Below are 25,669 nucleotides of genomic sequence, written 5' to 3'. Positions count from 1 at the left end.
ATATGAAGGAAACGGCCAACCCCCACCACCGCGGGCAGCTCATGCCGCGGGGCGCCCGCCCATACGGGCGGTACGTAACGGATGGTACGGCCCCGGGGTGGTAATTCGGGTACGGGCAGGTCCTGGAAGAAGGTCAAGGCGGTTCCTTGGGGTGCTGGCGTCGACTGACCAGCGGAACAGCAGTGCGAGCCCGCCGTGGATCCCCCAATCCGTCCTTACGCGGCCCAGTCTACCGGCCGGTCTTGCCGGATCCACCGCGAGGACCTCGCGTCTTGACTGTCGGCTGGCGGCGCTTCGGTACGAAGGGACCGCTACGTCCGTGCTGCAGCCATATCAGATGTTCGCGACTCCAGGTCCGGGGCGCGTGATGTCTTCGCGCAACTCCGGACCGTGAGAACACGAAAAGGGTGCGCCCCGTTCGCTGAGCGCACCCTTTCGATCCTCCACAACCCGGATCCCCATCCGTTACCCCTATCATAAGCATGCTGATAGTTAGCTGGTCAAGACATGGCAAACTTGTAGCGTTGGCAAAGACTGCCCGAGAACGTAGCTGACTTGGTCACGGCCCACGGCCCACGGCCCACGGCGCAGAGATCACGGCCGATGATGTAGAGATGGCCCTGGAGGCCGTTCAGCGCGAGCGGGGCAGGACTCCGAGCGCGCCGAATTATGGGACGATGCCGACGAACCGGAATGGCGCGAATCGCTTGACGATTTGGTGGAGCGGCTCCGCGCAGCCCTGCGCTATCGTCGGCTGCAGGCCGGGAAGCGGGCGTGGCGAGGAGTCCGCCGCCGGAAGGATGCGGATAAGGGGTGCGCCCGTTCACCGAGCGCACCCCCTTTATCCCCTCACAGCCGTCTCCCGTCGGCTGCATCTATCATAAGCATGCTTAGCTTTGTTCGCGCAATACCCATTGTCTCTGAATGGCGACATCGACAAAAGAGCTTGGCCCTTGACGTGAAACGCGGGGGAGGAGGCCGGGTTCGCCAAACGATACGCTGGGATCATGACAATGGGGGAAACGGCGCAGGAGCCGCTGGTACACATTCAAGACTTCAGGATGGACTTCGGGGACACCACGGTCATCCGGGACCTGTCCTTTGATGTCCACGCCGGAGAGACCTTCGGGTTCCTTGGCAGCAACGGTTCCGGGAAGACCACCACCCTGCGGGCGCTCCTGGGTATTTACCGGCCCACGGCAGGGACGTTGCACATCGGCGGGAAGGTCTTCGAGCCCAGGGACGGGGCCAGCCTCGGATACCTGCCCGAGGAGCGCGGCCTGTACAAAAAGGAACACGTCCTGGACGTGATGGTGTACTTCGGCCGGCTCAAAGGATTGTCAAAGGCCTCGGCCCGGTCCTGGTCCGAGGCCTACCTGGAACGGGTCGGACTGGCGGGCAAAGCCAAGACCCGGCTCGACAAACTCTCCAGCGGCCAGCAGCAGAAAGTCCAGCTCGGGGTTACCATCATGAACAACCCGGGACTGCTGATCCTGGACGAGCCCACCAAGGGCTTCGATCCGGTCAACCGGCGGCTGCTGATGGACATCATCGAAGAGCACAAGCGGGCCGGGGCGACCGTCATCATGGTCACCCACCAAATGGAGGAAGTCGAGCGGCTCTGCGACCGCGTCATCCTGCTCAAGGACGGCGTCTCCCGCGCCTACGGAACAGTGGAAGAGGTACAGGAAGAATTCGGCGGCACCGTCTACCGGGTCACCCACGACGGTTCGCTGCCTGCGTCGGCCCTGTTCGACGTCGTATCGCAGGAGAACGGCCGGGCTGAACTCTCGCCGCGGCCCGGGGCAACGGAGGAATCCGTTCTCCGCGCGCTCGTGGACGCCGGCGCCGGGATCCGGTCCTTTACCCCGGCAAGGATTTCCCTGGATGAAATCTTCATCCAGGTTTACGGCGAACAGCATGAACTGGCGGAAGGCTGAGATGGCAATGGGACAGCACAACCTCGGCACCGTCATCTCCTTCGAGTTCTTCCGGACCATCAAGAAGCGCGGATTCGTGATCGCCACCCTGGCGCTCCCGGTCATCCTCGTGCTCATCTTCGCGCTGGTGTACGCGTCCAACGCCAGCACCAAGGACACCGCGGCCGCACAGAAGAGCGCAAGGTTCGCGTTCACCTACACCGACGCGTCCGGAATCATCGTGCCAGCTGCTGCGAAACTGGCCGGCGGGACGGTAGCCGGCGACCCGGCGGCTGCCATCGCAGCTGTAAAAGAGGGCACCTCGGAGGCTTACTTCGCCTACCCGGCCGACCCTGCGAAGGAATCGGTGAAGGTTTACGGGGCTGACAAAGGCATGTTCGAGAATGATAAATACCAAGCAGTGGCCAAAGAGCTTCTGGCGGTCTCAGCCCAGAACCAGGTGGGCTCACCCGAGCTGACCGCTGCCCTGACTGGAGCCGTTAAGTTTGACTCGCAAACGTTCAAGGACGGCAGCGTCGCGCCAGGCGTCGGCGGAATCATCCCGCCTTTGTTGTTCCTGGTCGTCTTCTACATTTCGATGATCCTTCTTTCGAACCAGATGCTGAACTCCACCCTGGAGGAGAAAGAAAACCGTGTCACCGAGATGATCCTGACCACGCTGAACCCAACCACACTCATTACCGGCAAGATCATCTCGCTGTTCGCCGTCGGGCTGGTCCAGATCCTGGTGTTCCTGGCGCCAGTGGGACTGGCTTACCTGTTCTTCCGGGACCGCCTGGCCTTGCCGGAGGTTGACTTGTCCTCCTTGGTCTTCGAACCCGGCCCCATGATCACCGGTGCGCTGCTCACGCTGGGCGGGTTCACGGTCTTCACCGGCGTCCTCGTAGCCATCGGGGCGATCATGCCAACCGCCAAGGAAGCCGGAACCGTCTTCGGTCCCCTCGTGGCGATGATGTTCATCCCCTTCTACACATTCAGCCTGATCATCTCCAATCCGGGTGCCCTGATCGTCCAGATCTTCACCTACTTCCCGCTGACCGCTCCCGTCACCGCCTTGCTTCGCAACGGGTTCGGAACCCTCAACCCTGTTGAAGCGACCATCGTCGTCGTCGAACTCTTCGTCGTCGGGACCCTGATCCTTCGACTGGCCGTCCATCTGTTCAGGTACGGATCCATTGAATACGGCCGCAAACTCTCCATTGCCGGAACGTTCCGCCGCAACGAGCTGGCCGCCACATGACCCTGGTCCTGGCTCGGGGAAAGGTGCCATGACACCCGGTGCCGCCGGCGACGTCCTGATCAGGAGCGGCGTGATCCTGACAGGCCGGGCGCTCTTCAAGGGCTGGGCCATCACCACGACATTGTGGCTCATCGGCCTGTATATCGTGCTGGCCGCCACCTCGCAGGGGTTCCTGCTCGACCTTGCCATGATGGTCCTGATGTACGGGTATGGCATCGCGCTGGTGACGGGAGTCCCGCTGGCATGGATCCTTGGCCGCCTGCTCCGACCCATCCGAAACCAGTGGATCCATGTTGCCGCGTTCTTCATTGTGCCGACACTGGGCTTCTGGGCGCTGGGATCCGTGCTCGGCTTCGGTTGGTCCGTCGGTGCCCTCGGCCTGTGGGCAACCGTTGGGCTCGCCGCTGCCCTGGGTCGACTGGCCGTCTGGCGGGATGTGGCCGTCAGATGACCGCGGGCCGGCCCGCCGCCCGGGAAGTGAGGCATTGAGGAGCCGCTCAAGCTGGGGTGTCATCCTTCTCATCGGTGCAGCCCTGTCGGTAACGGGTTTCTGCATACTTGACGATGCATTTTGGGCCGCCAGGCGCGAGCACCAACTGTTGTTTGTCGGCGCCCCCTTGAACTCCCTGGCCGCTTGGCTTCTCGTCGTGGCGGTTCCCATCGGCGCCGCAGGCCTGCTGCTCCTTCTTCCGGTGCTGATCGGCCGTATTCGCGGGAGAGCGGTGCGACGGCTCGCCGGATGGGCCACCGTAGGAGGGGCCGCAGCGGCTGCGACCTGTTTTGGGGTGGGTGCCGTTTTCGCCCTCCTTGGGGCCACGGGGATCGGGGATACGGTCAGGCTGGAAGCCGTGGACGGACCGTCGGTGCTCGTTACCCAGGACGGATTCGACGGAGACGTGGTGGACATTTATACGGAGAACGGCAGCTTCTACTACAAATGGGCCCGCAGCGCCCCGGAGTTGTCCGGGTGGCCGCGGGTAAGGGACCGGGAGTGCAGGCTCGACGCGGGTGAGGCGGTGCTGCGGCTGGTGTGCGGGGAGAAGACGGTGAAAATCGACGTCGAAGAACCGGCCAGGTGAAACCGGGGGCCAGGAGCTGCCTCTATGACACACGCCAGCCGGTTACCCGCACTCCAGCCACCGCCCCCGTCCAGGGTGTGTCACCGTGTGCAGGCAGGGAAAGGTGCGCCGAAACATAGCCCTGTTGCAGTGTGATGACCTGTGACGTGGATCCCGGGCAATCAACGGTGATTTCGACAGGCCAGAGTGTGACTTTGGGATTCTCCTGGCGGATGTAGATCGTAGCGTTTGGGGCGCCGATGCAGGCAGCCGTGACGGTGTATTCTCCAGCCGTGATGACCTGTTCAGTGGTGCCAAAACCGCTGGCGGGCCCGTCCAAGGGCCCTTCTTGAAAGAGCAGGGCGTCCCCCGGGACAGCCTTGAGGAGTCCGTCCAAATCCCGATAGTTCCCCACCTCGCGCTCAAGGACCTGGGGGTCGGGGCTTGCGACGGATTGCGCCGTCACGGCTGTGGCCGTGCCGTCAGTTTCGGTGCCGGGGCCGTGCGCCGGATCCGGGTAGTCGTAGGAACACCCGGCCGTTCCGGCCGCCGGCACCAGAAAGCAGAGGCTCATAGCCAGCCGGCGCCGGAAGCCTGTCATTCGCACGCTTCCATGGTGGGCGCGGCCACCGGTGAACGCAACCAACACCGGCGGACAAGGTGGGGCTGGACCGGCGGCGTTTGGGGGGGGCGGCACCCATGGTCTCGTGGATGCTCCGGCCGCCGGTCCTGTCCTGGTGCCAAGATCCTGCCCTCGCCGGCAGGATCTTGTTTTCAACGGTAGGACTGGAACCCCAACGGCCGCCCACGATCCCCGCAAATTTGGCTCAAGATTCGGACCCGGGGCGCCGGCGATCAGGGCGGCAGCGCGCCGGTGCCGGCCCCGGACCAAGCCCTCAGCGCAGCCCGGCGAGTGCCGCAGAAATTGCCGAAAGCCGCCTGGTCGAGGCAAGTCCCAGATGATACACGTGCAGTTCGTCGGCGCCGGCCGCATGAAGTGCGCCCCACTCGCCGGCCAGCCCGCCGCCGTCGGGCGCCTTTGGCGGCAGCGCCAGGACGTACGCGCCGGTGCGCACACCGTTGGCTGACATGGCTTGGACCGTCAGCGCACCGTCGTCCGGGTTGCCCCAGCAAGGCACGACGGCGGTCACGTCACCACGCTGCCTCCACAGCCGGCTCCTGCGCAGCGCCTCCACCGGCAGGAACGGTCCCGTGTTCCAGGGATCCGGGGACGCGTGCAAGGAGATTTGGGGATTGGAGCCGGAGGCTGCAACGGCCGTCAGGCACTGATCAAGAAGCGCTGCGGCGGCGTCCCACCTGACCTCCAGCAGCGGAAGGAAGTCCTGCGCCCCGGCCGCTGTGGCTGCGGTGAGCCCGGGATCCTCTGATTCCATGACTGCTGCCCGCACCCGGTCCTGCTCCACGTCAGCCGGCAGGCCGCGAGCCTCATGGGAAGCCTTGCATGCCTCGCAGAAACACAGCGACAGCAGAGCCTGCACCCATGGTGAGTACTCCGCGCCCTCCGTCTTTTCGTGCCTGTTCTGGTGGCTGAATCCCAGCGGCCCCACAGCTTCCAGGATGAGGCCGTCGGGCTGCCCGTGGGCCAGGACCTGGGCCACGATGCCGGCGGCGTAACCGCGGACCTCCGGGTGCGAGGGGCACAGGGCATAGCTGTAGACCTCGCCGAAGGCGTTGCGCACGCACATGCCGGGGTTGTTGCCCCCGGCTGCGCTTGAGTGGGTCAGGACCGTCCATGCGTCCACCGGGATGTTGGCGGCACGGAGTACCGAAGCGGCCTCACCGAACGCGTTGTCCGTGCCCGTCCATTCGCTCGCACTGCCCGGGACGATGGGGTTGGCTGCGAACACATCCGCGGCGGGAACATAGAGTGCCGCGGATTGGGCGTCCACCACGCGGCGGCCGGGGTGCCTTGGCGTGCCGGCCCGCACCGAATGGTAAGCCGCCGCAAGCGCCACGCGATCCACGCCGCTGGCCTTGATCCAGTGAACGGCTCCGGGGTCACCCAGCACGTCCCAGGGATAGAGGTAGCCGGTGGCCCGCGGCGCCTGCGTGCCTACCACCGGGGGAGGTCCGCCGTGAAGTCGGGAACGAAGCGCTGCATGTATCCGGTGTCATCGCGGGCCGTCATCCGGGCGTCCAGGTACTGCTGGTGCAGTTCGGCCAGTTTGTCCCGGTCCAGTTCCACGCCCAATCCCGTGCCTGTGGGAACCCGGACGCTGCCGTCCTCGAAGCGCAGGGCGCCGGGCTTGACCACATCGTTGTGCCCGTTCCAGGGATAGTGGGTGTCACAGGCGTAGGTCAGGGCCGGGGTGGCCGCGGCCACGTGCACCATGGCGGCGAGGCTGATGCCCAGGTGGGAGTTGGAGTGCATGGACAATCCTATTCCGAACGTCTCACAGATGGCTCCGAGCTCCCGGGTGTGGCGCAGGCCGCCCCAGTAGTGGTGGTCGCCGAGGATGACCTGGACTGAGTCCAGTTCGACGCTCCGCTTGATGTGCTCGAACGCAACGACGCACATGTTGGTGGCCAGGGGCATGGTGGCTACGGCGGCCACCTGCCCCATTCCCTCAAGGCCCGGCGTCGGGTCCTCCAGGTACTCCAGCAAACCCTCGGTTTCCCGGGCAACCCACTGGGACGTCTCCACTGTCCATGCTGTGTTGGGGTCGAGCCGCAGCGGCATGTCCGGAAACGCCTCGCGAAGGGCCCTGATGGCTTCGATTTCCTCCGCCGGCGGGAAGACTCCGCCCTTGAGTTTGATGGACTTGAACCCGTAATCGGCAATCATCTTTTGTGCCTGCCTGACGATGCCCGCGGGGTCCAGCGCCTCACCCCACTCGTCGCCGATGGCAGGTTTGCCGTCCATGGCCGGATGCTCCTTCCACTTGTAGAAGAGGTAGGCGCTGAAGGGAACTTCGTTGCGGACGGTGCCGCCCAGCAGTTCACTGACAGTCCGGCCCGTGGCGTGTCCCTGGATGTCCAGCGCGGCAACCTCGAAGGCGGAGAAGACGGCTGCCCGTTCGAACGCGGACAGGGCGGGGTCGAGGGCCTGGTTGATCAGCTGTTCCATCCGGGTGGTCTCGAAGACATTCACGCCTTTGATGGCGTTGGCCCCTACAGCAAGGTTGTCCAGCCGGCTGCGGCCGCCGGCGCATTCGCCCAGCCCCAGCAGGCCGTTGGCTGTCCGGACCTCAATGACCACCCGGTGGACCAAGGGTTCGTGCACTCCGACGGCGTTCAGCAGCGGAGGGTCTGAGAACGCAATGGGCGTGATGGTGATATCTGTGATGATGAGGTCCGCCGCTACGGGTGTGGACGCTGCGTGGATGGTGGTGCTGGTTTTCATAAGGTTTCTTTCGTGGAATGGGCGGCGGGGGAGTGAAGGGTATGCCCTACCCCTTGGTGGCGCCCGAAGTGATGCCGCGGATCATGGAGCGTTGCAGGAAGAGGTACACCAGGAGGCTGGGAATCATGGCCATCAGGGCGCCGGCCAGCAGCACGCCGGGGCCCACCGTGGTGTCATTGCGCAGCACCGAGAGCGCGACGGTCAGGGTGTAGTCGCTGGGGTCATTGGCGGCGATGAGGGGCAGCAGGTACTGGTCCCAGACCATCATGAAGCCGAAGATTCCGATGACGCCGAGGGCGGGTTTGCAGAGCGGAAGGATGATGGTGAACAGCATCCGGAATTCGCCCACTCCATCCAGCCGGGCGGCTTCCTCGATCTCGCCCGGGATCTCCTTCATGAATTCGCTCATGATGAAGATGGAGAAACCCCAGATGCCCACCGGGAGGATGACGGCCAGGACGGAACCGCGCAGGCTGATCCCCAGCAGCGGCAAGTCTCCAAGGACCAGGGACAGCGGGATGCCGATGATCTCTTCCGGCAGCATCATGGTCATCAGGACCAGGAGCAGCACCAGCGCCTGTCCCCGGAACTTCCTCCGGCTCAGGCTGTAGGCGGCGAACACCGATACTGTCATCTGCAGCAGGAGTCCGCCGCCGGCCACCACCAGGGAGTTCAGCAGGTAACCCCACAGCCCTTGTTGCGTGGCCGCCTCAAAATTCCGCAGCGTGAAGCTCTTGGGCAGCAGCGATATGTCCGTGGGGCTGGAATTCCGGTCAAAGGCACCGGAAATGATGGCCACGAAGGGCAGCGCAAAGATGCAGAAGACCAGCACGCAGAGCAGGACGCGGAGGACCATGTTCGGCCCCAGCCGGGGAGACCAGCCCAATGCGGTGTCGAATCGCGCGCCGGCGGAAGGCTTGGCTGGGCGCGCCTTGGGGCGGGAAACGGTATGGGTCATCGTACGGCCTTCCTTTTGCCAACAAGCTGTGTCCCCACCGTGAGCAGCAGGGTGACCACCAGCAGTAGGACGGCGGCCGCAGACGCGACCCCGATGTCATTGCGTTGGAATCCGAGAGAGTACATGCGCGTCATCCAGACTTCGGTGGACCCGGCGGGACCGCCGCCGGTGAGTACGTAGACCTCGGTGAAACTTCGAAGGCTCCGGATGGCGGCCAGGGTCAGGACAATCACCAGCGATGGGCGCAGGGCCGGCAAAGTGATATAGCGCAGACGCTGCCAGACGCTGGCTCCGTCCACCCCCGCCGATTCGTAGAGGGAACGGTCCACGCCGGTGAGGCCGGCGAGGATGATCACCATGTTGTAGGGTGCGCCGCTCCAGATGCCGACGACGGCGATGGACCACAGTGCCGTGTCCGTACCGTTGAGGAACTGCAGCGGACCGAGTCCCAGCCAGCCCAGGATATTGTTCAGCGGTCCGTCAGCGGTGGGAAAGTACAGGATCCGCCAGATCTCGCCTACGACGGCCAGGGCCGTCACAACAGGCAGGAAGATGGTGGTGCGCAGGATCCACAGCGACCGGGCCTGGCCTTCAAGGAGGAGGGCCAACGCGAACCCGACCACGAGGGCGCCCAGCGTCTGGGTTACGCCGAGTACCACCGTGTGGCCCAGGGCTTCCATGAACCGGGCGTCCGTCAGGACGCTGATGTAGTTGTCCATGCCGACAAACACGTCCCCCAGGAACGGCTGGACCTTGAAGAAGCTCAGCCGGATGCCCTCGACCATGGGGATGAACTTGAAATAGAGGCCCAGCACGGCCGCCGGCACCAGGAAGAGCCAGATGGCCAGGAGTTGCTTGCCGTTGCTGCGCTTCCTGCGCACCGGCACCTGCCCCGTGTCCGGAGCTCCGGTCAGCGACCGTGCTGGTTTGGTTGGGGCTGTGGTCATGACTTCGCGTTCTGGCTTGTCAGTTCGTTGTTGATGGCGGTGTCAAGGTCCTTGAGGCCGGACGACACGTTGTCTGCAGCGCAGTCGGAGGCGATCTTGTTCAGTGCTTCCGCGGCGGCCTGCTTGATCGGGACGAAGTTGATGGCGGACGGGAAGGCCTTCGAAGAGTTCTTCAACGCATCCTGGACCACGGCCCAGCGCGGATCGTTGTAGACGGCGGCGGCATCGACGCCCGAATTCACGGGAACCCGGACGATCGGCTGCTTGCCGGCGGTCATGCCCGCCTTCTGCCCCTCCGCCGAGACGAGGTAGTCGATGACCTGCTTGGTCTGGTCCTTCTTGCCATTGGTGGCAGTGACGTAGATGTTCTCGCCTTCTGCCAGGACGGTGTTGTCCTTGCTGCCCTTCGGGGTCTCGATGACCTCGTACTTGTCCTTGCCGAGCGAGGCATCGAACGAGGAGAAGTTGTAGGGGCCGGTCAGGATGATGCCTGTTTTGCCGGTCTGGAAGAATGGGGTCGCGGCGCTCGTGGCCGCGGTGAGGGCGCCCGGCTGGGTGTTGCCCGGGGTGCAGAACTGCTGCTTGATCCACGTGACGCCCGCTTGGGCGCCGGAGGCGGAGGCCGAGTACTTGCCGTTGCCGTCGTCCTTGAGGTAGGCCCCGCCGTCCTGCCAGAGGTAGGAGGAGGCCCACCAGCCGAAGTAGCCGCGCTCTGTGGAGCCGGGAACAGTCATGCCATAGGTGTCGGCCTGGCCGTTGCCGTCGGGGTCCTGCGTGGCGAAAGCGGTTGCGAGCTTTGCCAGGTCCTCCTGCGTCTTGGGGATGGGCAGGCCCAGCTTTTCACGCCAGTCTTTGCGGATCATCGTCACCATGGTCTGGCGGGAAAACGGTACGCCGTAGGTGGAGCCGTCCAGGCCTTGTGTTTCCTTCCACAGGGAGTCCGGGATCGTGTCATTTCCTGCGACGGAGGACTTGTCAATCTTCTGCAGGTAGCCCTGGGATGTGTAGTTGCCCAACGCAGCTGAGTCGTTGATGACGATGTCGGGCAGTTTCTTGGACGCCGCCCTGGTCTGAAGCTGCTGGTCCAGGTCCGGGACACCCTGGAAGTTGACCTGCACACCCGTCTTGGCGGTGAACTCCTTGAACAGTGCGGAGTAAGTGGTGGCGGCATCGGTTCCGGCTCGCGCCCACACCTCGATGGGTTGTCCATCATCCTTCGCCGCCGGTGCCGAGGATCCGCTGCCGCAACCGGTCAGCAAGGCAGCCGAAGCTATGGACAGCGCCAGCGCCGCCCGGGAGCGGGACTTGAATTTCGAATCCACTCTGATTCTCCTTTTTACATATATAAATGACTGTTACTATGTGAAACGTACTTCACGAGAGTATGATCATGGTCACAGGCTGTCAACCACTGGAGGAAATCTTGGCCGCACGATCGAAGCCCGTCACTGTTGCCGTCACCGGAGGGGCGGGAATGATGGCCACGCTGCTGCGGCCTTATCTGGCAGAGGCCGGATATGCCGTCCGCCTGCTGGACCTGGCAGAGGCTGCCGACCCCCGTGCGCACGAGTCGGTATACGTGGGATCGGTAACGGACCCCGACTTCATGAACGCCGCCCTGGCCGGAGTCACCGGGGTTGTGCATTGGGGCGGCCTGCACCGAGAGATGACGTGGGAGGAAATTGTGTCCACCAACATCACGGGCACCCAGGTGACGCTTGAAGCGGCCCGTCGCAACGGCGTCGACCGTGTCCTCCTGGCCAGCTCCACGCACGCCGTGGGATTCCATCCCACGCACGCGGCGGCAGAGGATGCTGTCCTGGCGCCGCGCCCGGACACCTACTACGGCGTCAGCAAAGCCGCCGTGGAGGCGCTGGGCAGCCTGTACGCCGACAAGTTCGGCATGAAGGTGGTCAGTGCGCGCATCGGCACCGGCGGTGCGCGGCCGGACAACCTGCGGACCCTTGGTTCGTGGCTCTCCCCGGCGGATTCCTTCCGCCTGGTGGAGGCGGCACTCAGCGATGCGGGCGCGCCCGGCCACCATGTGGTGTGGGCGGTATCCGCCAACAGCCGGGGATGGGCGAACCTGGAAGCCGGCCGTGCCATCGGATTTGAGCCGCGGGACAATGCGGAAGAATTCGCCGGCGACGTTGACACCACGACTCCCGATGAATGGGCTGCACTCCTTGGCGGCGCCTGGGCGGGCAGTGACCATAAGGTGGGAATAGACAACTACCCGCACCTGGCCGTCAAATGAGTTGCGGCGAGCCGGGACTGTGGCGACAGGGGGAGCACTGATGGCATCACTCGAGGTCCAGGAGAGTCCGCGCGGGGAGGCGCCGGGCGGCGACGTGAAACTGGTAAAGTCCGCCGAGCGCACCATCGCGATCCTCGAGCTGGTCGCTGCGGCCCCGCAGCCGCTGACAACCGCCGAGATCTTCAAACTGACCGGCTATCCGCGCTCCAGCCTGCACTGGCTGCTGCTGACTTTGCTTGAGCTGAACTGGATCGAGCAGACGCCGGAGGGCGCCTACCGGATCGGGACGCATGCACTCCTGTGCGGCACCGCGTACCTTGACCGTGATCCTGTGATGGAACATGTCTCCGGCATCCTGGAAAAAGTCCGCAACGCGACCACTTTCACAACCCACTACGCCCGCCTGGACCGTTCCGACGTCATCTACCTGGCCACCCGGCAGGCAGTGGACCGCCGCCGGCTTTCCTCCCGGGTGGGCCGCAAGCTGCCGGCCCAGGTGACTGCGCTGGGAAAGGCCATCCTGTCCGAATACACCGACGAGGAAGTAAGGCAACGGCTTGGTCCGGGACCCTACGCCCCGCTGACCCCCAACACGGTGCCCGACTTCGGGGCCCTGCAGGCAGAGCTCGCCGAATTCCGGAAAACCGGGCACGCCGTGGAGTGGGAACAGAACACGGTTGGGCTGTGCTGTGTCAGTGTGGTGGTCCCGTACCGCATCCCCGGCACGGACGCCATGAGCTGCTCCATGCCGATCGAGCTGGCCACCGATGACGTCATCGAAAAGACCGTGGAGACCCTGCACTCAGCGGCCGGCGAACTGGCCCGCACTTTGCGCGCCGCAGGCATCCGCTAGGCCTTCCCTCAGGGCCTGGCCGCCGATCCGCCGGGCCCCTGGCGGCAGCAGGGCGCTACGCCTCCCCGGCCCCGGCGTACAGGGCCAGCAAATCCCGGCTGAACTCGTGGGGCGAGGTTTCGCAGGGGCTGTGGCCACCCCGGTACACCCCGATCCGCGCCTTGATGGCCTGGGCAAACTGCCGGTGCAGGCTCAGCGGCCACAGGTCGTGGTCACCGACCGCTACGAACTTGGGCAGGGATGCCCCGGCCAGCTCCTGCCGGACATCCGGAACATGCTGCATGAGGGTGTAGATGTCCCGGATTGAGGCCCGCCGGGTGAAACGGAATCGATAGTTCACGAACCGCTGCCTGCCCCGCGGGACCCTCGCCACCCGGCCGCTGCGGATGCCCCAGATGAGCAGGGCGGCCCCTGCCCGGCCGTTCACCCACGTGCTGAACCGGCCGATCCTGCCCACTCCCTTGAAGCCATGTCCCGGTTCGGGCGGGCAGGCCAGCAGCGTCAAGGACCGGAAAAGCCCGGGCCGCTCCACATAGGCGAGCTGGGCGATGATGGCGGCGAACGAGTACCCAACCACATGGGCCGGCGTTGCCGTCGTCTCCAGGACGGCCACAAAGTCATCCACGAACAGCCGGTAGTCGTAATGGTTGCGTGGCGGAACCAGATTCTCCGGGCCGGCCCCGGCTGACTGGTATTGGCCTGCAAGGTCGTAAGCGAGAACAAAGTAACCCGCCGCGGCGAGGTCCGGCATCATCAGGGAAAAATCCTCTTTCGACCCCGTGGCGCCGGGGACCAGCACGACGCAGGGATCATCCGGATCGCCCAACGCGACAGCCGCAAGCTTGCCGCTCGGCACGTCGATGGTAAAGTCCACCGAGCCTGGCGGCGGGACTGCCCAGTCGACGTCGCCGAGCCCCGCATCCAGCAGTGCGGCCGCGTCCGCCCGGGCACGACCGAGGTCCCCCGGGTCTTCCCCGTTCCCGCTCCGGCCAGGCTTTGCCATGGTCCCAACATAGTCCGGTAAACCCTACGTGGGGCTGCCCCCGAGAATCCGGCGTGCATCGGCCTGCGCTTGGAGTTGGGCCGTGCTGACCACGTCACCCGCCACGTTGCCGCCGGCGGAGGCCATGGTGCGCAGTTCCGCAACCGTCCGGGGCGGGTTCTCGCTGTGCGCGACCACGTGGCAGTTCCGGCACAGCGGGACGAGATCGGCTACGGGGTCAAGCTGATAGCTGTTCCCCAGCATCTCTGCCGGAACCAGGTGGTGCACGGCAACCATGGCGGCACCGGCCACTCCGTAGGTGGCTTCAAAGGAAAAGCCGCAGGCCGCGCAGGACGTGCCGTGGAACGCCAAACACAACCTGCGCGCATCCGGGTCCCGCTCGTAACGGTTCACTTGGACGTGGCGGACGGCAGAAGGGTGAAAGGTTCCACCGGGGAGTTCATCGGGATCCGTCATCGCAGGACCTTGGATACGCCACAGCCTGTGAAGGGCCGGCTCGGACTTGGGCGGGACTTCCACCAAGGAGTGCGCGGACTCACCGGCAAGGAAACCGCCCGGAAACGCGGACTCAATGATTTCAGGGCCGGTCTGTTCACCCAAGGGCAGCAGCGAGTCGAAGACCACCGTGATGAACCAGCCAGTGTCTGAGGCATGGTCGGCTGCGGGGACCTGGTAAGGCTCGGACTCCACCAGCCCATGGCCGATCAGGCCATTGCCCTGCCCGCCGCCGCGCAGCAGCAGCCAGGCGTCCGTTCCCGGGATTGCTTCCGGCCGGGAATCGAGTTTCCACCGGTCCACGAACCTGCCGGATTCCATGACCTGTTCGACGGCGGCACGATAGTCCCGGCGATGCAGGTCATCGGCGTCCACGGCCAGTATTACTGCAGCCACCGTTCACCTTGCCTTGGCGCGCGGGGCCGGCCCCCACCGTGCAGCGGGATTTAGATCGGTTCCTTGGCCAGCGCCTTGGTCTTGGCGGGTGTTTCGCGCCCCAGCCTTTCATCGAGCGTGACCCGGAGCCTGGCCGCAGCGACCTGGACCCGGCGCTCGGCGGGGGTTGCCTTCTTTGTGGCCGAGGGGGCAGCGGCTTCCCGTGCGGGGTGGACATAACGCTGCTCAGGCGCCGTTGCGCTCATGGTCCAACCTCCTCGGCATTTTCTTCGTCTTTCGTTTCATTCTCGCCCAAGATGGCGCGGCCGTCCACGCCGGCCGCCTCCTCCCATGGGCCCGTGTCCGTCTCAGTGTCCTCTCCGTTCTCTTCCCCGGAGACGCTCTTCCAGGCCATATCGAACAGCTCGAGCTCCTCGGTGCGCGCGAGCCCGCTCCGTGCCAGCACCTCCAGGGTGGCCAGCCCCAGCGCTTTGGTTCCTTCGCCCGGGTCCAGGGCCCTGTCCAAGGCCCACGGGGTCCGCCGCCACCACTCGGCCCGGCGGGACTTTTGGCCCTTTGTCCGGCTTGGTCCTGGTTCCATCCTGATTCCACGCAGTAAGGAGAGGGACATGGGTACTCTGGCCAGCCGGATTGGTGCGATCGTGCTTGCGCTGGGTGCCCTCCTGGTGGCGGTGCCGGCGGCGAGCGCCGCGGGTGCGCCCGTGGCCATCGTTGTGGAGGACACCGCAGGGGTGCTGGACCAGAACACGCTGGTCCCCGCCGTCGAAAGTATCCAGTTCTACGAACCCACCCGTATCGCAGTCTTCACCTACAACGGAACCGCCGCGGACAACCTTAACGAAAAGGTCCTCGCGTTTGCCCGGTCCCGGCATCCGGAATGGATCAGTGCGGATGGGCAGAAATGGGCGGACGGGTTGTTCATTTTCGCGCTCGATCCTGTGGGCCGCCACGTGGGCACATACATGGGTGAGGACCGGAAAGTGTCCTTGGAGCAGCGTAGCGACATCCAGGACGCGTCGAAGGAACTCTTCCGTGACGCCCAGTGGACCGACGGCACCGTGGCCGGCATCCGCCGGGCCGCCGAGCTCATCAACCAGCCATGGTACCGCTCTGCCGGGTTCCTCATCACAGTGGGGGTAACGGGCGGGCTGGCGGCGCTGGGCGCAGCCGCATGGCTTACAGTCCGCGGCGTGACACGGGCCAGGTGCCGCAGGCAGATTGATCGGGGGGACCGCAGCTATTCCAACGTCAGCATGGACCTGGAGGTCACGGAGCTGAACGCGGGCACCATCCCCGAATCGTCGCGCTATGGCAGCCAGGTCCTGGAGAAGCACCGCACTTTCCTGAGCCGGTACGCAGCCACCACGGACTTGTCCAACCAGGTGCATGCGCTCCCGCGGCGAGCGCTGAGCCGGCGGAAAAGCCTCAACCTTGCCCGCGAATTCGCCGACAACGCAGCCCGGCTGGATGCCCTGGATGACGTCATCGCGGACAGCAACGCCCTGCTGAACCGCGCCGCCACCTGGGCCACGGCCTGGGACCGGCAGCTTGCACCGTTCCGCGAGGACTTAGCCGGGCTGGAGCAGCTCCTGAGCAAGAGGCACGGGCAGGGCGAGTCCGCCAGCGCGGCGGCCCTGAGGTCCTTCAGGGACGAAAGCCTGCGGGAGATCGAGCGCTGGACGGCTGACCTGGCCGACGGAACAATCACGCCGGAGCAGGCACTGGACCGGCTCTACGATGCCCGTTCCCGGCTGTCGGAGCTGTTGGAGCAGCACGCCGAAACGGTCATCCAGGGGTTCGCCAGGAATGAGAACGAGGCGCGCTTGATGCGGGAGAAAATGGACGCCGCCCATGAAGGGCCCACCCACCACGGGCAGCGCAGGTACGAACCCAGCATCCTTGGCACGTGCTATCCCACATACCAGTTCTTCTCCGTTGCCACCTTCAACTCCGGGTTCAGCACCGGCATCGGCAGTGTCAACTCGGCCAGGGGCGGCGGCAGCACCACCGGGTACGGCAGCACCGGCGGGAGCTTTTCCGGGTCGGGCAGTTCGTCAAGCTTCTAGTTTCGGGGGCGGTATCCGGGGGCCTACGCGACGCTGCGCGCACCCAACCGGCCGATTCCGCGCCGGATGCTGTACCGGGTGGGTGCTGCGGGAGCGAGGACGAGTCCCGCTGGTGGCACCACGTCACGGATCAGTCCGGTCCCGGCACATTCCCGGACTTCTTCTATGGCTGCGGCCGCCGACCGTTTGTCCGTGAACGGGCCGGAGACAGCCAGAACGTGGCCGTCCGGCATCACAAGCCGGAATCGGATCCGGGAGTCGTCATCTGCAAACAGTTCGAACGTACCTGCCATAAGCCTTCTGCTCCTCAGGGATTCCTGCCTCGGTCGGGGATGGGTTGGCCGTTGTCCGGCCCTCCGGCGCGGATGTACAACCACAGCGGTGTTCCGGCCCAGACCACCATCCCAGAGGACACGGCCCGCGTTTAGGGGCCCAAAGTCCCGGTTGGCCGGTTCCGGCTGCCGGGCAGGGCCCACGGCAGGGCGCCGAATACCAGGGCCACCAGCGGCAGGCTCCCGTCAAAGAGCAACACGCCCAGGCCTCTTCATGCCTGGGCTCCGCCATATGGGGAGCCGGCGTAGACAGCACCATTCGGCCCGGCTGTCAGGCGGTTCCGTTGGTTCACCCAAAGAGGTACCAAGTGCCCTGTTCTGTGGCGCCGGTCCTTGCACGTTTCCCGGGCCGCCGCTGAACCGGACTCCTCCCGAGGAACAGTGGGCCCCGGGCCTGCAGGCCAGCCTCCGCCAACTGCGCCGGGACATAGCCCGTGACGGGTGGCAACTATCTGCCCGCGGCACACAGCCCTGGGATCTGACCTTCAGCCGTGCCAGGAGTTGATCGACGGCGTCTGCCCTGCCTTAGGCAACGGGCCAAACCACCTTGGTCTGCCACGTGGCCGGATCCGGCTGCTTTTCCGGATCGCTCAAGTAGTATTCCCACACCATCCCGCCCGGGGTGGCGCCGTCTTCCTCCATGCGCTGCCGGATGGCATCGTAGGTGGTGCCCAACGTGTCATACGGGCCGCTGTGGATGGCCTCATACGCATCGGTGTCGGGAAGCGTCCCGCTGGCCACCTCGTCTGTTCCGTGAAAGCGTCCCGCGACGGGGAAACCCGCTTCGACGTCCACTGATTCGCCAGGCATACCGTGGTACAGCGCGAACGGCGGGCCTGCAGGGCTGGCGCCCTGCATCTGGACAGCCGCCATGACGGCACCGAAGGCCCTGCCAAAAAAGCCTGTCAGTGCGTCCATCGGGACGCGTTCGCGGACCACTGCCACAGCCTGCTCCGCAACGTGGGTCTTCCGCGGTTCCTGCCCATTTCCGTTCATGCCACCAGCATTGCCGCGAAGTTGGTTACATGACAGGGCCAAAGGTCACACCGCCACAAGGAGCGACGAGCCCGGTGCCGGGTCCAAATGCCCTACCCCAGGCAGTGCCGGACCGGTAGGTTCGGCTCTATGCGTGAACACCATCGGTACACAGCTTTGAAGTGTCCTGAATGAGGAAGCCGGCCGCCCCGCCCACGGCGTCGGGCGGGCGCCTCGATGGAGTTGACCCCGAAGGGCCCGCAAAGTCCCCCGCGGAGAAGGCGTGGCGTTTCACCAAGCAGTATCCCGTCGTCGCGCTGACGTGCCTGGTGCTGGCGGCCACGCTGGTGCTGATGCAATCCGGCCTGGAACTGCAGGTCCGGATCCTGGCCTCTGCCTATGCCGCTGTGATCGTGGTACTGCGTTCCGCCGGGATGGTCCGCGCCCTGCGGGAAGGGCGCTGGGGGATCGACCTCCTGGCGCTCATGGCGATCGGCAGCACCGTGGCAGTGGGCGAATACCTGGCCGCCCTGGTGGTCATCCTCATGTTGACCGGCGGGGAAGCGCTCGAAAACTTCGCCCAGGGACGTGCCGCCCGGGAGCTGCGGTCCCTGCTGGACCGGGCACCCCGCTTCGCGCACCGCGAGCGAGCCGGCACCGTGCTCGAAGATATCCCGATCGGCGAGGTGGTGCCGGGGGACGTGCTGATGGTACGCCCCTCCGAGCTGGTGCCGGTGGACGGCACGCTGCTGTCTGAAACGGCCAGCCTTGACGAATCTTCGCTGACGGGCGAGAGCCTTCCCGTGGAACACGCACGGGGGCAGGTGCTGCTCAGCGGATCGGTGAACGGTGTGGCAGCAATCCGCATGCGGGCATCGGCCACCGCGGCCGACTCCCAGTACAGCCGCATCATCGCCCTGGTCGAGGAAGCATCAAACAGCCGGGCCCCGGTGGTGAGGCTCGCTGACCGGTACGCCGTCCCCTTCACCCTCCTGGCACTGGCCATGGCCGCCACGGCCTGGATCCTGTCAGGTGAAGCGCTCCGCTTTGCACAGGTCCTGGTGGTGGCTACGCCCTGCCCGCTTCTGATCGCGGCGCCGGTGGCTTTCCTGGCCGGCACCAGCCAGGCCGCGCACAAGGGCATCATCATCAAGAACACCCGGACCCTCGAGCAACTTGCGAAGGCGCAGACAGCGGTTTTCGACAAGACCGGAACCCTCACCTCCGGGCGTCCCGTCCTTGACGAGGTCCGGGTGGCCCCGGGCAAGGGCGGGTCCCTGGGCAGCCACCGGATCCTGCAGCTGGCTGCCTCGGCTGAACAATACTCCTCGCACGTCCTGGCAGGCTCGGTGATCGAGGCGGCACAGTTGGCCAACCTGGAGCTCCTGCCGGTACAGCAGGCGGCCGAAACTGCCACCCACGGGGTGGAAGCTGTCTGCGGCGGCCGGCGCGTGGTGGTGGGCAAAGCAGCTTTGGTCAGCAATGTCTCGACCGGGTTCCGTGAAACACCGGTCCACAGCGGCCAGCTGGCCATCCACGTGGCCGTGGACGGCGAGTACGCCGGTGCGCTGGTCATGAAGGATCCGTTACGCCGCAACGCCGTGGATACCCTGGCACAGTTGAACTCCCTGGGAGTGCGGAACACCATGCTGCTGACCGGGGACGCGCAAGCCACCGCGGCGCACATTGCCGAGGAAGCGGGAATCGGCCGCGTGCAGGCGGAATGCCTGCCGGAGGACAAAGTCAACACCGTGGCCGCCATCAGGGAACGCCCGGTCATCATGGTGGGCGACGGCGTCAACGACGCGCCCGTCCTGGCCGCCGCCGAGGTAGGAATAGCCATGGGCGCCAAAGGCGCAACGGCCGCCAGCGAATCGGCCGATGTGGTAATCATGCTCGATGACCTGTCCAAGGTGGCCCAGGCCGTCGCCATCGGCAAACGGACGGTAGCCGTGGCCCTGGTGAGCATCTGGACCGGGATAGGGCTCAGCCTGGTCCTGATGGCCATCGCCATGACTGGGTACATTCCCGCCGTCGCCGGTGCCCTCCTGCAGGAGCTGGTGGACCTGGCCACCATCCTGAACGGCCTGCGCGCCCTCCACGGTGCCGACCCGACGCGGATGGCAGGCTCCAGGCGCCCTTCGCCTGCTGCCGGCGTTGTCCGCCCGTCAGCATGACTTTCGGCCCTTCCGCCCAAATGCACCAGCGGCCAACGTGGTGGTATGAACGCAGAAACAGTGGCCAAGCCCGTCATCGTTGGCGTGGACGGTTCCGAATATTCCTCCGCCGCCCTGCGGTATGCCGGCAAGCTGGCCGCCCGCCTGGGGACCCGCCTTGAGGTCATCACATGCGTCGGGATGCCCGACTACCTGGTGACCTCACGCCTCGAGGGGGCAGACCGGCAGTTCACCGCGAGACTGGAGGACGCCGCCGAACGGCTCGTGGAGGACGCCCTGGGCCGGGCCTTCCCGGGCGAGCGGCCGGCGAACGTCGATGTGGACGTCAAATTCGGGCCACCGGCGAAGGTGCTGGTGGACGAAAGCCGCCGGGCGCAGATGCTGGTGGTGGGCAGGCATGGAGAGGGCGGCCTCCTTAAGCAGTCCATGGGGTCCGTCACCAAGGCGTGCGCAGCGCACTCCGCCTGCCCGGTGCTCCTGGTGGGCCAGGAGGCGGACGCTGTGTGAGGACCGCGGAGGGCCTGACATCTGCAAGGGCCGCGCAACTCCTGGAACAGGCCGGCCCCAACCAGCTGCCCACTGAAAAACCCGTCCCGCAATGGCGGAAGCTCTGGGCCGAGATGACGCACTTCTTCGCCCTCATGCTCTGGTGTGCCGCCGGGTTGGCCTTCATTGCCGACATGCCCCAGCTGGCGGTGGCGATCGTCGTCGTCGTGATCGTCAACGGCGTGTTTGCCCACATCCAGCAAGAACGCGCCCAGCACGCCGCAGCCAAGCTGCGCGCCCTGCTGCCGGCCGACGTCATGGTCCGCCGGGACGGGAAGGTGCAGACCGTCCACGCCAGCGCACTGGTGGTGGGCGACGTGGTCCTGCTCGCTGCCGGAGACCGGCTCCCCGCCGACATGGCCCTCATGCTGGCCTCGGCATGCGCGGTGGATGAATCGATGCTGACCGGCGAAAGCGAATCGGTCTCCAAAGCGGCGGGAGACCGGGTCTGGGGCGGCACCTTCATGGTCAACGGTTACGGGGAAGCGACCGTCACGGCGACCGGCGCCAACACCAGGCTGGCCGGAATCGCCGACCTCACCAGCAAAGCGGTTTCGCCCCCCACACCACTGTCCCTGGAACTGCGCCGGATCGTCCGGGTCACCGCGGCGATGGCGCTGGGAATCGCCGCCGTCTTCTTCATGGCCTCATTGCTGGTGGGTTTCCAATGGCGCGATTCGTTCCTCTTCGCCATTGGCGTTGCCGTGGCGCTGGTACCGGAGGGGCTCCTTCCCACCGTGACTCTCTCCCTTGCCATGGGCGCACAGCGGATGGCTGCACGCAACGGACTGGTGCGCAACCTCGAAGCAGTCGAAACGCTCGGGTCCACAACATTCATCTGCACCGACAAAACCGGCACCCTGACCCAGAACCGGATGAACGCCGTCGAAGTCTTCACCGCGGACGGATCCGTCCACGTGACCGGCGACGGGTATGGCCCCGACGCCGACGTGCAGGGACACGGAATGGACAAGGCGGCCGCCGCCGCACTCGCAGCACGGGCGGCGTCGCAGGGCCGGGCCGAGCTGCACGGCGGGCAGTGGCGCGCGCAAGGAGATCCGATGGAAGCAGCCCTGGACGTCCTGGCCCGCAGGCTGACTGGAACCGGACCCGGGGCAGCCCCTGCGCGGCGGTTGCCTTTTGACCCGGTGCGGCGCCGGGAATCTGCCCTTGTGGGAGCGGACCTGTTCTGCAAGGGCGCCCCCGAAACTGTGCTCCCGGTGTGCGGCTCGGTGCCGCCGCACGTCAAGGAACATGTTGAAGTGATGGCATCACGTGGCTTGCGCGTCATCGCCGTCGCGCGGCGGAGACTCGGGGGAGTGCCGGCAACATGGCAGACCGGCACGCCGGCCGACCTTGAAACCGGGCTGGAATTCCTCGGCCTGATTGGCCTCCAGGATCCGCCTCGCCCCGATGTGGGCGACGTGATTGGGATTGCGCGCCGGGCCGGCCTGAAGATCGCCATGGTTACCGGTGACCACCCGGGGACCGCGGCAGCGATTGCCCGCCAAATCGGCCTGACGGGATCACCCGAATGTGTCCTTGAAGGTTCGGACCTTCCCGCGGACGACCAGGTTCTGGGGGCCCTTTTGGACCGGGACGGGGTAGTAGTCAGCAGGGTATCGCCCGAGCAGAAGCTCCGCGTCGCCAGGGCCCTGCAGGCCCGCGGGCATGTGGTGGCCATGACCGGCGACGGCGTCAACGACGGCCCTGCCCTCCGCGAAGCCGATATCGGCGTGGCCATGGGGCTCAGCGGGACCGACGTGGCGCGGGAGGCATCGGACCTGGTGCTCCTTGACGACCACTTCGGCACCATCGTCGCAGCCATCGAGCAGGGCCGTGCCACCTACGCCAACATCCACCGCTTCCTCACCTACCACCTCACTGACAATGTGGCGGAACTGACCCCCTTCGTCATTTGGGCACTTTCCGGCGGGCAGTTTCCGCTGGCGTTGGGGGTGCTCCAGATCCTTGCCCTGGACATTGGCACCGACCTGCTGCCGGCCCTGGCGCTCGGGGCGGAGGCGCCGGGCAAACGTGTCCTGTCCCGTCCGCCCGAACGCCGGCACCTCATGGACAGGCGGCTGATCATCAGGGTTTTCTGCATCCTGGGGCCGGTGGAGGCCATGACGGAAATGGCGGTGTTCGCCGCTGTCCTTGGCGCGGGCGGCTGGACCCGGGGGCAACCACCGGCTCCCGGCCTCCTGGCGGCCGCATCCGGCGCCGCCTTCATGGCGGTGGTCCTGGGGCAGCTCGCCAACGCCTTCGCGTGCCGGAGCGCCACCGTGCCGCCGTGGAAGCTGGGATGGGGGACCAACAGGCTGCTGGTGTGGGCCGTGCTGGCTGAACTGGCCATCCTGGCAGCATGCCTCTACGTGCCCTATCTTGCGGCAGTGCTGGGCCAGGCCCCGCCTACCCCCATGGGCATGGCCCTCGCCCTCCTCGCCGCCCCCGCCGTCCTGGCAGCCGACTGGATCCACAAAGCTGTCCGGAACCGCCTGCGGCCGGCCCAGGGGTCCGCCGTGGCGTAAGTACTGGTGCCGCTGAGGGGGCGGCACCGGGACCAAAGACTCTGCCTGCCCTGCCCGGCGGCCGCCAGAATCGAGCCATGAGTGCCCCCGCAGAAGCCGTCCTGGCCAACGTCAATGTCACCTGGATCGAAGACACCGGGCTCGCGGACATACCTTCGGTTGGCGGCAAGAACGCATCCCTGGGTGAGCTGAGCCGGTCCCTTCAATCCTCGGGAGTGCGGGTTCCCGAAGCATTCGCCACGACTGCCGCCGCCTACCGGACCTTCCTGGCAGCCAACGGCCTGGAACTGGGGATCCGGCAGCACATGGATGACCACCGCGCCGGCCGGGCAACGCTGCGTCAGGCGGGCGCAGCCATCCGGGAACTGTTCCTGCAAGCGAGTTTTCCCGACGCCATCGCCGCAGACATCCAGGAACACTACCGTGACCTGTGCAGCCGGACGGGGCAGGCCCAGGTGCCCGTGGCCGTGCGCAGCAGCGCCACGGCAGAGGACCTGCCCGATGCCAGTTTCGCCGGGCAGCAGGAGACCTTCCTGAACGTGGCGGGCGAGCGCGGCGTCCTTGATGCCTGCAGGCGCTGCTACGCATCGTTGTTCACCGACCGCGCCATCAGCTACCGGGAGATGAAGGGCTATGACCACCTGGACGTCGCCCTTTCCGTGGGGGTCCAAAGAATGGTCCGGTCCGACGTCGGCGCTTCCGGGGTGATGTTCTCGATTGACACCGAATCAGGCTTTCCCGACGTTGTGGTGATCAGCGCCGCCTGGGGGCTGGGGGAGACCGTGGTCCAGGGCACCATCAACCCGGACAAATACCAGGTGTTCAAGCCGCTGCTGGCCGACCCGCGGTTCAGTCCCGTCATCGAACGGGCCGTGGGCGCCAAGGAGCGCAAGATGGTGTACAGCCAGGGCGGTGATGCACGGACCCGGACCGTTGACACCAGTGAACGCGAGCGGCGCTCGCTGGTGCTGAGCGACCCGGAAATTGTCCTCCTGGCCCGGTGGGCCGCCGCCGTCGAACAGCATTACGGGCGGCCGATGGACATGGAGTGGGCAAAGGACGGCCTGACCGGTGACCTTTTCATGGTGCAGGCGCGGCCGGAAACTGTCCAGGCGCGCAGAAGCGCCTCCACCTTCCGGACCTACCACCTCCTGCACCCCGGCCCGGTCCTGGCAACCGGGGCGGCGATTGGCGATGCCATCGCCAAGGGCGCGGCGTGCGTGATCCGCGATGCGAAGGACATCGAGTCTTTCGTTCACGGTTCCGTGCTGGTCACCCGGATGACCGACCCCGACTGGGTGCCGGTCATGAAGCGCGCCGCCGGCATCGTCACCGATCACGGCGGGACCACGAGCCATGCCGCGATCGTCAGCCGTGAGCTTGGCGTGCCGGCCGTCGTCGGAACGCGCAACGCAACGGAGATACTGTCCGACGGCGCCCCGGTCACCTTGTCCTGCGCGGAAGGGGAGGAGGGGCGCGTCTATGAAGGACTGTTGGAGTACTCAGTGGAGGATGTGGACATGGCGGGTCTTCCCGCCACCCGAACGGATGTGATGGTCAACATCGCCAGCCCGGCCGCGGCGTTCAAATGGTGGCGGCTGCCTGCAGCCGGGGTGGGACTGGCCCGGATGGAGTTCATCATCAACAGCCTGATCCGCGTCCACCCCATGGCCTTGGTCCATCCGGAAAAAGTGACTGATCCGCAGGAAGCAGACCTCATCAGGCGGCTCACCAGCGGCTACGACGACCCGCAGGAGTACTTCGTGGACGTGCTGGCGACGGGAATCGCCAAGATCGCCGCTCCCTTCCATCCGAAACCGGTGATCGTCCGGCTCAGCGACTTCAAGAGCAACGAATACAGCCACCTGGTGGGCGGCAGGTTCTTCGAACGTCCCGAGGAGAACCCCATGATTGGCTTCCGCGGCGCCTCCCGCTACTACAGCAACCACTACCGGGAAGGGTTCGCTCTGGAGTGCAGGGCCCTCAAACGGGTCCGGGAGCAGGCAGGATTCCGCAATGTCATCGTCATGGTCCCCTTCTGCCGCACAGTCGGCGAAGCGGACCAGGTCATCGAGGCGATGGCGGAGCACGGCCTGGTCCGTGGCGCTGACGGCCTGCAGCTCTACATGATGTGCGAGATCCCATCCAACGTGATCCTGGCCGAGGAATTCGCCAAGCGCTTTGATGGCTTCTCCATCGGGTCCAACGACCTTACCCAGCTGGTCCTGGGAGTGGACCGCGACTCCGAGGAGCTTGCCGGCCTCTTCGATGAACGCGACCCCGCCGTGACGGCGCTCATTGCCGAGGCCATCCGCAAAGCCCACGCGGCCGGCATCAAGATCGGAATCTGCGGGCAGGGGCCCAGCAACCATCCGGACCTTGCCGAATTCCTGGTCGGCCAGGGCATCGACTCCGTTTCGTTGAACCCGGACACCTACGTCAAAACAGTTCCGGTCATCGCCGCAGCGGAAGCTGCGGCCGGCAAGGCGTCCTAAGCCCGCTGTAAAAAGTGCCTGGTCCCCGCGGGGGCC

General features: G+C 65.9%; 23 protein-coding genes. 11 read left to right on the top strand and 12 right to left on the bottom strand.

What is annotated here, in order from left to right:
* The first annotated feature begins 1,007 nt into the window (after positions 1-1,007).
* The 4 genes from AC4EEV_RS02065 to AC4EEV_RS02050 all read left to right on the top strand — a co-directional run bounded on the left by AC4EEV_RS02065 (position 1,008) and on the right by AC4EEV_RS02050 (position 4,259).
* Positions 1,008-1,940, top strand: a complete 933-nt coding sequence (locus AC4EEV_RS02065; protein WP_491330042.1) for an ABC transporter ATP-binding protein — start codon at positions 1,008-1,010, stop codon at positions 1,938-1,940.
* Positions 1,888-3,180 carry an ABC transporter permease gene (locus AC4EEV_RS02060; protein ID WP_491330041.1) on the top strand — a complete coding sequence of 431 codons (1,293 nt, stop codon included), beginning with the start codon at positions 1,888-1,890 and terminating at the stop codon, positions 3,178-3,180. Before AC4EEV_RS02065 ends, AC4EEV_RS02060 begins: the two co-directional genes overlap by 53 nt.
* Positions 3,181-3,208: 28 nt before the next feature.
* On the top strand, positions 3,209-3,631 hold the full coding sequence (locus tag AC4EEV_RS02055; protein ID WP_491330040.1) for a hypothetical protein: 423 nt from the start codon (positions 3,209-3,211) through the stop codon (positions 3,629-3,631).
* 196 nt (positions 3,632-3,827) lie between these two features.
* The gene (locus tag AC4EEV_RS02050) at positions 3,828-4,259 is read left to right on the top strand and encodes a hypothetical protein (protein WP_491330039.1); all 432 of its coding nucleotides are present in this window, start codon (positions 3,828-3,830) and stop codon (positions 4,257-4,259) included.
* A gap of 22 nt (positions 4,260-4,281) precedes the next feature.
* On the opposite strand, the gene AC4EEV_RS02045 is transcribed toward AC4EEV_RS02050, so the two are convergent.
* The 6 genes from AC4EEV_RS02045 to AC4EEV_RS02020 form a co-directional block, all read right to left on the bottom strand.
* Positions 4,282-4,839, bottom strand: coding sequence for a hypothetical protein (locus AC4EEV_RS02045; protein WP_491330038.1), 558 nt, complete (start codon positions 4,837-4,839; stop codon positions 4,282-4,284).
* 295 nt (positions 4,840-5,134) lie between these two features.
* Positions 5,135-6,319 (bottom strand): hypothetical protein, encoded by a 1,185-nt coding sequence (locus AC4EEV_RS02040; RefSeq protein WP_491330037.1) that lies wholly within the window; start codon positions 6,317-6,319, stop codon positions 5,135-5,137.
* The gene (locus AC4EEV_RS02035) at positions 6,313-7,602 is read right to left on the bottom strand and encodes a glucarate dehydratase family protein (RefSeq protein WP_109044493.1); all 1,290 of its coding nucleotides are present in this window, start codon (positions 7,600-7,602) and stop codon (positions 6,313-6,315) included. The genes AC4EEV_RS02040 and AC4EEV_RS02035 overlap by 7 nt, the downstream gene beginning before the upstream one ends.
* A 46-nt stretch (positions 7,603-7,648) precedes the next feature.
* Positions 7,649-8,560 carry a carbohydrate ABC transporter permease gene (locus AC4EEV_RS02030; RefSeq protein WP_018761517.1) on the bottom strand — a complete coding sequence of 304 codons (912 nt, stop codon included), beginning with the start codon at positions 8,558-8,560 and terminating at the stop codon, positions 7,649-7,651.
* Positions 8,557-9,507: a carbohydrate ABC transporter permease gene (locus AC4EEV_RS02025; protein ID WP_018761516.1), complete on the bottom strand. Its 951-nt coding sequence runs from the start codon at positions 9,505-9,507 to the stop codon at positions 8,557-8,559. Before AC4EEV_RS02025 ends, AC4EEV_RS02030 begins: the two co-directional genes overlap by 4 nt.
* Positions 9,504-10,829, bottom strand: a complete 1,326-nt coding sequence (locus tag AC4EEV_RS02020) for an ABC transporter substrate-binding protein (protein WP_133831640.1) — start codon at positions 10,827-10,829, stop codon at positions 9,504-9,506. The genes AC4EEV_RS02025 and AC4EEV_RS02020 overlap by 4 nt, the downstream gene beginning before the upstream one ends.
* A gap of 101 nt (positions 10,830-10,930) precedes the next feature.
* On the opposite strand from AC4EEV_RS02020, the gene AC4EEV_RS02015 reads away from it, so the two are divergent.
* Both AC4EEV_RS02015 and AC4EEV_RS02010 read left to right on the top strand, forming a co-directional pair.
* Complete coding sequence (locus AC4EEV_RS02015; protein ID WP_240617685.1) at positions 10,931-11,764, top strand: NAD-dependent epimerase/dehydratase family protein; 834 nt, start codon at positions 10,931-10,933, stop codon at positions 11,762-11,764.
* 40 nt (positions 11,765-11,804) lie between these two features.
* On the top strand, positions 11,805-12,617 hold the full coding sequence (locus AC4EEV_RS02010; RefSeq protein WP_109044495.1) for an IclR family transcriptional regulator: 813 nt from the start codon (positions 11,805-11,807) through the stop codon (positions 12,615-12,617).
* Between the two features lie 55 nt (positions 12,618-12,672).
* On the opposite strand, the gene AC4EEV_RS02005 is transcribed toward AC4EEV_RS02010, so the two are convergent.
* Genes AC4EEV_RS02005 through AC4EEV_RS01990 form a run of 4 tightly spaced genes read right to left on the bottom strand, consistent with a single transcriptional unit; the run spans position 12,673 to position 15,091 of the window.
* The gene (locus AC4EEV_RS02005) at positions 12,673-13,620 is read right to left on the bottom strand and encodes an alpha/beta fold hydrolase (protein ID WP_491330036.1); all 948 of its coding nucleotides are present in this window, start codon (positions 13,618-13,620) and stop codon (positions 12,673-12,675) included.
* A gap of 24 nt (positions 13,621-13,644) precedes the next feature.
* Entirely contained in the window at positions 13,645-14,511 is an 867-nt protein-coding gene (locus AC4EEV_RS02000) for an HNH endonuclease (protein WP_491330035.1), read from the bottom strand.
* Between the two features lie 50 nt (positions 14,512-14,561).
* Positions 14,562-14,756, bottom strand: a complete 195-nt coding sequence (locus AC4EEV_RS01995) for a hypothetical protein (protein WP_491330034.1) — start codon at positions 14,754-14,756, stop codon at positions 14,562-14,564.
* Positions 14,753-15,091, bottom strand: coding sequence for a hypothetical protein (locus AC4EEV_RS01990; protein ID WP_491330033.1), 339 nt, complete (start codon positions 15,089-15,091; stop codon positions 14,753-14,755). The genes AC4EEV_RS01995 and AC4EEV_RS01990 overlap by 4 nt, the downstream gene beginning before the upstream one ends.
* A gap of 28 nt (positions 15,092-15,119) precedes the next feature.
* Here AC4EEV_RS01990 and AC4EEV_RS01985 point away from each other — a divergent pair, with 28 nt between their 5' ends.
* Positions 15,120-16,577: a DUF5129 domain-containing protein gene (locus AC4EEV_RS01985; RefSeq protein ID WP_491330032.1), complete on the top strand. Its 1,458-nt coding sequence runs from the start codon at positions 15,120-15,122 to the stop codon at positions 16,575-16,577.
* Positions 16,578-16,600: 23 nt separating this feature from the next.
* Here AC4EEV_RS01985 and AC4EEV_RS01980 read toward each other — a convergent pair whose 3' ends face one another.
* On the bottom strand, positions 16,601-16,870 hold the full coding sequence (locus tag AC4EEV_RS01980; protein WP_491330031.1) for a YegP family protein: 270 nt from the start codon (positions 16,868-16,870) through the stop codon (positions 16,601-16,603).
* Between the two features lie 564 nt (positions 16,871-17,434).
* Positions 17,435-17,905 (bottom strand): GyrI-like domain-containing protein, encoded by a 471-nt coding sequence (locus tag AC4EEV_RS01975; RefSeq protein WP_285317958.1) that lies wholly within the window; start codon positions 17,903-17,905, stop codon positions 17,435-17,437.
* 170 nt (positions 17,906-18,075) lie between these two features.
* On the opposite strand from AC4EEV_RS01975, the gene AC4EEV_RS01970 reads away from it, so the two are divergent.
* The 4 genes from AC4EEV_RS01970 to ppsA all read left to right on the top strand — a co-directional run bounded on the left by AC4EEV_RS01970 (position 18,076) and on the right by ppsA (position 25,633).
* The gene (locus tag AC4EEV_RS01970; protein ID WP_491330030.1) at positions 18,076-20,061 is read left to right on the top strand and encodes a heavy metal translocating P-type ATPase; all 1,986 of its coding nucleotides are present in this window, start codon (positions 18,076-18,078) and stop codon (positions 20,059-20,061) included.
* A 45-nt stretch (positions 20,062-20,106) separates the two neighbouring features.
* Positions 20,107-20,568: a universal stress protein gene (locus tag AC4EEV_RS01965; RefSeq protein ID WP_018761504.1), complete on the top strand. Its 462-nt coding sequence runs from the start codon at positions 20,107-20,109 to the stop codon at positions 20,566-20,568.
* Positions 20,565-23,138 (top strand): cation-translocating P-type ATPase, encoded by a 2,574-nt coding sequence (locus tag AC4EEV_RS01960; RefSeq protein WP_491330029.1) that lies wholly within the window; start codon positions 20,565-20,567, stop codon positions 23,136-23,138. The genes AC4EEV_RS01965 and AC4EEV_RS01960 overlap by 4 nt, the downstream gene beginning before the upstream one ends.
* A 77-nt stretch (positions 23,139-23,215) precedes the next feature.
* Positions 23,216-25,633, top strand: coding sequence for a phosphoenolpyruvate synthase (ppsA, locus tag AC4EEV_RS01955; RefSeq protein WP_491330028.1), 2,418 nt, complete (start codon positions 23,216-23,218; stop codon positions 25,631-25,633).
* The last annotated feature ends 36 nt before the right edge of the window (positions 25,634-25,669 follow it).

It is taken from the genome of Pseudarthrobacter sp. MOO14, assembly GCF_058267675.1.
This window is presented reverse-complemented; position numbering and strand designations above follow the sequence as displayed.

Excerpts from the sequence above, each read along its gene's own strand:
- AC4EEV_RS02065 (WP_491330042.1), top strand. The coding sequence starts at position 1,008 with ATGACAATGGGGGAAACGGCGCAGGAGCCGCTGGTACACATTCAAGAC.
- AC4EEV_RS02060 (WP_491330041.1), top strand. The coding sequence starts at position 1,888 with ATGAAATCTTCATCCAGGTTTACGGCGAACAGCATGAACTGGCGGAAG.
- AC4EEV_RS02055 (WP_491330040.1), top strand. The coding sequence starts at position 3,209 with ATGACACCCGGTGCCGCCGGCGACGTCCTGATCAGGAGCGGCGTGATC.
- AC4EEV_RS02045 (WP_491330038.1), bottom strand. The coding sequence starts at position 4,839 with ATGACAGGCTTCCGGCGCCGGCTGGCTATGAGCCTCTGCTTTCTGGTG.
- AC4EEV_RS02035 (WP_109044493.1), bottom strand. The coding sequence starts at position 7,602 with ATGAAAACCAGCACCACCATCCACGCAGCGTCCACACCCGTAGCGGCG.
- AC4EEV_RS02030 (WP_018761517.1), bottom strand. The coding sequence starts at position 8,560 with ATGACCCATACCGTTTCCCGCCCCAAGGCGCGCCCAGCCAAGCCTTCC.
- AC4EEV_RS02025 (WP_018761516.1), bottom strand. The coding sequence starts at position 9,507 with ATGACCACAGCCCCAACCAAACCAGCACGGTCGCTGACCGGAGCTCCG.
- AC4EEV_RS02010 (WP_109044495.1), top strand. The coding sequence starts at position 11,805 with ATGGCATCACTCGAGGTCCAGGAGAGTCCGCGCGGGGAGGCGCCGGGC.
- AC4EEV_RS02005 (WP_491330036.1), bottom strand. The coding sequence starts at position 13,620 with ATGGCAAAGCCTGGCCGGAGCGGGAACGGGGAAGACCCGGGGGACCTC.
- AC4EEV_RS01995 (WP_491330034.1), bottom strand. The coding sequence starts at position 14,756 with ATGAGCGCAACGGCGCCTGAGCAGCGTTATGTCCACCCCGCACGGGAA.
- AC4EEV_RS01990 (WP_491330033.1), bottom strand. The coding sequence starts at position 15,091 with ATGGAACCAGGACCAAGCCGGACAAAGGGCCAAAAGTCCCGCCGGGCC.
- AC4EEV_RS01985 (WP_491330032.1), top strand. The coding sequence starts at position 15,120 with ATGGGTACTCTGGCCAGCCGGATTGGTGCGATCGTGCTTGCGCTGGGT.
- AC4EEV_RS01980 (WP_491330031.1), bottom strand. The coding sequence starts at position 16,870 with ATGGCAGGTACGTTCGAACTGTTTGCAGATGACGACTCCCGGATCCGA.
- AC4EEV_RS01975 (WP_285317958.1), bottom strand. The coding sequence starts at position 17,905 with ATGAACGGAAATGGGCAGGAACCGCGGAAGACCCACGTTGCGGAGCAG.
- AC4EEV_RS01970 (WP_491330030.1), top strand. The coding sequence starts at position 18,076 with ATGAGGAAGCCGGCCGCCCCGCCCACGGCGTCGGGCGGGCGCCTCGAT.
- AC4EEV_RS01965 (WP_018761504.1), top strand. The coding sequence starts at position 20,107 with ATGAACGCAGAAACAGTGGCCAAGCCCGTCATCGTTGGCGTGGACGGT.
- ppsA (WP_491330028.1), top strand. The coding sequence starts at position 23,216 with ATGAGTGCCCCCGCAGAAGCCGTCCTGGCCAACGTCAATGTCACCTGG.